Genomic DNA, 6,234 nt, shown 5'->3' on the forward strand with positions numbered 1-6,234 from the left:
TAAGGGTTGCTAGTTTAAAGATGCTAGTGGCCCTTATTTGATTTTTGGGTATTACTTTCCTAATGTTAGTTTATTTAGTACAATGAAAGAATGAACACTTTCAGAAAGTGAGCGATTTTATGAAACATATTAAAATTTCAACAGAGTATATTACACTAGGACAATTTTTAAAGTTAGCTGATGTAATTGATACAGGTGGCGCTGTAAAATGGTTTTTACAAGAATATGAAGTGTACGTGAACAACGAACTTGAAAATAGAAGAGGTCGCAAACTATATGCGAATGATGTTATTGAAATTCCAGGAAGCGGAACTTTCCAAGTTCAGGCATAAAGGGGGAGCCCTTTGTTTATTTCAGAAATACAATTAAAAAACTATCGCAATTATGAAAAATTAGAGCTTTCCTTTGAAGATAAGGTAAATGTAATTATCGGCGAAAATGCACAAGGGAAAACAAACTTGATGGAAGCTATTTATGTTTTAGCGATGGCGAAATCTCATAGAACCTCTAATGATCGCGAACTTATCCGTTGGGATGAAGATTTTGGTCAAATTAAAGGGAAATTACAAAAAAGAAACAGTTCTTTGTCTTTGGAATTAAATATTTCGAAAAAAGGTAAAAAGGCAAAATTAAATCAACTTGAACAACAAAAGTTAAGCCAGTACATTGGCGTGATGAACGTTGTCATGTTTGCCCCAGAAGATTTAAATCTTGTAAAAGGAAGCCCTCAAGTAAGAAGACGCTTTTTAGATATGGAATTAGGACAAATAGCTCCTGTGTATTTGTATGAATTAAGTCAATATCAAAAGGTGCTCACGCAACGAAATCACTTGTTGAAAAAGATGCAAGGGAATAGTAAGAATGAGGAAACGATGTTGGATGTATTTACACTTCAACTAATTGAGCATGGTGCAAAAATACTACAAAAACGTTTTGAATTTTTGCATTTGCTACAGGAATGGGCAGCTCCAATTCATCGCGGTATAAGCCGTGGATTAGAAGAGTTAGAAATTGTCTATAAACCAAGTGTGGATGTATCAGAATCAATGGATTTGTCGAAAATAAAAGAAGTATACTATGAAAGTTTTCAATCTGTGAAACAACGTGAGATTTTCCGTGGTACGACTTTAATTGGTCCTCATCGTGATGATTTACAATTCTTCGTTAATAGTAAAAATGTTCAAGTCTTTGGTTCGCAAGGACAACAACGAACGACCGCACTATCCCTAAAATTAGCTGAAATTGAATTAATTTATTCAGAGGTTAAAGAATATCCAATCCTTTTGCTGGATGATGTTTTATCAGAATTAGACGATTATCGTCAATCACATCTGTTAAATACAATTCAAGGAAAGGTGCAAACATTTGTTACAACGACGAGTGTCGACGGAATTGAACACGAAACATTAAAAGATGCGAAAACAATTCATGTAACGAACGGCACGGTAGATTGTGAAATAGATAGGGCATAAACCCCTGTTTAAATGGAAAAGTAGGTGATCTTTGTGTCAATGGAACAAAAACAAATGCAAGAAAATGCATATGATGAGAGTCAGATACAGGTACTTGAAGGACTAGAGGCAGTTCGGAAACGTCCGGGTATGTATATTGGATCTACGAGTGGAAAGGGACTTCACCACCTTGTATGGGAGATTGTCGATAATAGTATCGATGAAGCATTAGCAGGATATTGCGATGAAATTAACGTTAGTATCGAAGAAGATAATAGTATTCTTGTAACGGATAATGGACGTGGTATTCCAGTTGGTATACAAGAAAAAATGGGACGTCCTGCAGTAGAGGTTATTATGACTGTCCTCCACGCTGGTGGTAAATTTGGCGGTGGCGGTTATAAAGTTTCTGGTGGTTTGCACGGTGTTGGTGCATCTGTTGTAAATGCCTTATCAACAGAATTAGAAGTATTTGTACATCGTGATGGCAAAATCCATTACCAAAAATACGAAAGAGGTATTCCGGTTGCAGATTTAAAAGTCATTGGTGATACAGATAAGACTGGAACAATAACTCGCTTTAAACCGGATCCAGAAATTTTTAAAGAGACGACAGAATATGAATTCGATACGCTAGCGACTCGTATGCGTGAGTTGGCGTTTTTAAATCGTAATATTAAATTAACAATTGAAGATAAACGTGAACATAAGCAAAAGAAAGAGTTCCACTATGAAGGTGGAATTAAATCATATGTTGAACATTTAAATCGTTCAAAACAACCAATTCATGAAGAGCCTGTATATGTAGAAGGTTCAAAAGATGGTATTCAAGTTGAAGTTGCACTTCAATATAACGAAGGATATACAAATCATATTTACTCATTTACAAATAATATTCATACGTATGAAGGTGGTACACATGAGGTAGGATTTAAAACTGCCTTAACACGTGTGATTAACGATTATGGTCGTAAAAATAACATTTTAAAAGATGCGGATAGTAATTTGACTGGTGAAGATGTTCGTGAGGGTTTAACAGCAATCGTGTCAATTAAACATCCAAATCCACAATTCGAAGGGCAAACGAAGACGAAACTTGGAAATAGTGAAGCGAGAACGATTACTGAGTCGGTATTCTCTGAGGCTTTTGAAAAATTCTTACTGGAAAATCCCAATGTTGCACGTAAGGTTGTAGATAAAGGAACGATGGCAGCACGTGCGCGTGTAGCAGCTAAAAAGGCTCGTGAACTAACTCGCCGAAAGAGTGCTTTAGAAGTTTCAAGTTTACCAGGGAAATTGGCAGATTGTTCTTCTAAAGATCCAGCAATTAGTGAAATTTATATCGTAGAGGGTGACTCTGCGGGTGGATCTGCAAAACAAGGACGCGATCGTCATTTTCAAGCGATTTTACCGCTGAAAGGTAAAATTATTAATGTTGAAAAGGCACGCTTAGATAAGATTTTATCAAATGATGAAGTTCGTACAATTATTACGGCGATCGGTACAAATATTGGTGGAGACTTCGATATTGAAAAAGCACGCTATCATAAAGTTATTATTATGACCGATGCTGATGTTGATGGTGCGCATATTCGTACCCTATTATTAACGTTCTTCTATCGTTATATGCGTCAAATAATTGAGTGTGGATATATATATATCGCACAGCCACCTTTGTTTAAAGTGCAACAAGGTAAAAAAATTCAATATGCTTATAATGATAAGGAACTTGAAAAAATATTAGCTGAGCTACCAGCCCAGCCGAAACCAGGAATTCAACGTTATAAAGGTCTTGGAGAGATGAATCCAACTCAGCTATGGGAAACGACAATGGATCCAGAAGTACGTTCGTTACTTCAAGTTTCTCTTCAAGATGCAATAGAAGCAGACGAAACATTTGAAATTTTAATGGGTGATAAAGTGGAACCACGTCGTAACTTTATCCAGGAGAATGCAAAATACGTGAAAAACCTTGATATTTAAATGAGTAATGACAGGAATCTAAGTATTCCTGTCTTCTACATATAAATCAATGTATGTGTAACGGAAACGTAAGAGGAGGTGCTCGTTGATGTCAGACAATCAACAACAAGCACGAATTCGAGAAATTAATATTAGTCATGAAATGCGTACCTCATTTTTAGATTACGCAATGAGTGTTATCGTATCTCGTGCATTACCAGATGTTCGTGATGGATTAAAACCTGTGCATCGTAGGGTTTTATATGCGATGAATGATTTAGGAATTACAGCTGATAAAGCGTATAAGAAATCAGCACGTATTGTCGGTGAAGTAATTGGTAAGTATCACCCTCATGGTGATTCAGCCGTTTATGAAACAATGGTACGTATGGCGCAAGATTTCAGTCAACGTTATATGCTTGTAGATGGGCATGGTAACTTCGGTTCTGTAGATGGAGATTCAGCAGCGGCAATGCGTTATACAGAGGCAAGAATGTCTAAGATTTCTATGGAATTAATACGTGATATTTCAAAAAATACAATTGATTATCAAGATAACTACGATGGTTCGGAAAGAGAGCCGATTGTATTACCAGCGCGTTTCCCTAATTTATTAGTAAACGGTACGACAGGTATTGCAGTTGGTATGGCAACGAACATTCCGCCGCATCAACTTGGCGAAGTAATTGATGGTGTGTTGGCATTAAGCCATAACCCGGATATCACTATCGCGGAATTAATGGAATATATTCCTGGGCCAGACTTCCCGACATCAGGTTTAATCTTAGGGCGAAGTGGCATCCGTAGAGCTTATGAAACAGGACGAGGTTCTATTATGCTTCGTGCCAAAGTTGAAATTGAAGAGAAATCAAATGGTAAACAATCTATTATCGTAACGGAACTGCCTTATCAAGTTAATAAGGCACGATTAATTGAAAAAATCGCAGAATTAGTTCGCGATAAGAAAATTGAAGGCATTACAGATTTACGTGATGAATCAGACCGAAATGGTATGCGTATTGTCATGGAAGTACGTCGTGATGCCAATGCAAACGTACTATTAAACAATCTATATAAACATACAGCACTTCAAACAAGTTTCGGTATTAATATGTTGTCTCTTGTAAATGGAGAGCCTCAAGTACTAAATTTAAAACAAAACTTATATCATTATTTGGAGCATCAGAAGGTAGTAATTCGTAGGCGTACTGCTTATGAATTAGAAAAAGCAGAGGCACGTGCTCATATTTTAGAAGGATTACGAATTGCTTTAGATCATCTTGATGAAGTTATTACTTTAATTCGTAGTTCAAAAACGGCTGATATTGCAAAACAAGGTTTAATGGAACGTTTCGGTTTAAGTGAGAAACAAGCGCAAGCGATTTTAGATATGCGTCTGCAACGCTTAACTGGATTAGAACGTGAAAAAATCGAGCAAGAATATCAAGACTTAATGAAGTTAATTGCTGAATTAAAAGCAATTTTAGCAGATGAAGAGAAAGTTCTTGAGATTATTCGTGAAGAATTAACAGAAGTAAAAGAGCGTTTCAATGATAAGAGACGAACAGAGATTACAATCGGCGGTATGGAATTTATTGAAGATGAAGATTTAATTCCTGAGCAAAATATTGCGATTACGTTAACTCATAACGGTTATATTAAGAGGTTACCAGCTTCTACGTACAAAACACAGAACCGTGGGGGACGTGGTGTACAAGGAATGGGTACGAATGACGATGACTTTGTTGAACATTTATTAACAACGTCTACTCATGATCATATTTTATTCTTTACAAACAAGGGTAAAGTATACCGTACGAAAGGATACGAAATCCCAGAGTATAGTCGTACTGCAAAAGGGCTACCAATTATTAACCTATTAGGGGTAGATAAGGGTGAGTGGATCAATGCCATTATTCCAATTCGTGAATTTGGTGACGACCAGTTCTTATTCTTTACAACGAAACAAGGTATTTCTAAGAGAACACCACTTTCATCATTTGCAAATATACGTACGAACGGTTTAATTGCAATTTCTCTTCGTGAAGAAGATGAAGTGATTTCTGTACGTTTAACATCTGGCGATAAAGATATTATCGTAGGGACAAGCAACGGTATGTTAATTCGCTTCAATGAACAAGATGTACGTTCTATGGGCCGTAATGCAGCTGGTGTAAAAGCTATTACACTAGGCGAAGAGGACCAAGTAGTAGGTATGGAAATTGTTGAAGAAGATACGAATGTCTTAATTGTAACGAAAAACGGGTATGGTAAGCGTACTCCAGTTGAAGAGTATCGACTACAAAGTCGTGGTGGTAAAGGTCTTAAGACTTGTAACATTACAGATAAAAACGGTAAGTTAGTAGCGGTTAAGTCTGTAACAGGTGAAGAAGACATCATGCTAATTACAGCCGCAGGCGTTATTATTCGTATGCCAGTTGATCAAATCTCTCAAATGGGACGTAATACACAAGGTGTTCGTCTAATTCGTTTAGAGGATGAGCAAGAGGTAGCGACAGTAGCAAAAGCACAGAAAGATGAAGAAGAAGAATCTAATGAAGAGGTTTCTTCTGAAGAATAAGAGGGTGGATTTTCCCCCCTCTTATTTTTTTATAATAATACTTGCATAGTGATAGGAAAGTCTATATAATAGGCAGAGTCAGCAAATGAGAGATACAAATTATCTTGAAAAACTTGTTGACGAAAATAATATACTATGATATATTATGAGAGTCGCTGAAACGTGATATTGAACTTTGAAAACTAAACGAAACAAACAACGTGAAACGTCAATTTTTATTTTTAGATGCTAGACAAACTA

4 protein-coding genes are annotated in these 6,234 nt (G+C 36.4%); all 4 read left to right on the forward strand.

The genetic code is table 11. The annotated features are described in order from the left end of the window. Positions 1–119 precede the first annotated feature (119 nt). The 4 genes from yaaA to gyrA all read left to right on the forward strand — a co-directional run bounded on the left by yaaA (position 120) and on the right by gyrA (position 5,994). Complete coding sequence (yaaA, locus tag ACODS7_RS17155) at positions 120–332, forward strand: S4 domain-containing protein YaaA (RefSeq protein ID WP_000680510.1); 213 nt, start codon at positions 120–122, stop codon at positions 330–332. 12 nt (positions 333–344) lie between these two features. Then, complete coding sequence (gene recF, locus ACODS7_RS17160) at positions 345–1,472, forward strand: DNA replication/repair protein RecF (RefSeq protein WP_016079537.1); 1,128 nt, start codon at positions 345–347, stop codon at positions 1,470–1,472. A gap of 39 nt (positions 1,473–1,511) precedes the next feature. Further along, a complete protein-coding gene (gene gyrB, locus ACODS7_RS17165; protein WP_000435980.1) occupies positions 1,512–3,434 on the forward strand; it encodes a DNA topoisomerase (ATP-hydrolyzing) subunit B in 1,923 nt (640 codons plus the stop codon). A gap of 88 nt (positions 3,435–3,522) precedes the next feature. Continuing rightward, positions 3,523–5,994: a DNA gyrase subunit A gene (gyrA, locus tag ACODS7_RS17170; protein ID WP_001282866.1), complete on the forward strand. Its 2,472-nt coding sequence runs from the start codon at positions 3,523–3,525 to the stop codon at positions 5,992–5,994. Positions 5,995–6,234 lie beyond the last annotated feature (240 nt).

Source organism: Bacillus sp. FG16 (assembly GCF_057809515.1).

Coding starts and splice junctions, on each gene's coding strand:
- yaaA (WP_000680510.1), top strand. CDS start 120: ATGAAACATATTAAAATTTCAACAGAGTATATTACACTAGGACAATTT.
- gyrB (WP_000435980.1), top strand. CDS start 1,512: ATGGAACAAAAACAAATGCAAGAAAATGCATATGATGAGAGTCAGATA.
- gyrA (WP_001282866.1), top strand. CDS start 3,523: ATGTCAGACAATCAACAACAAGCACGAATTCGAGAAATTAATATTAGT.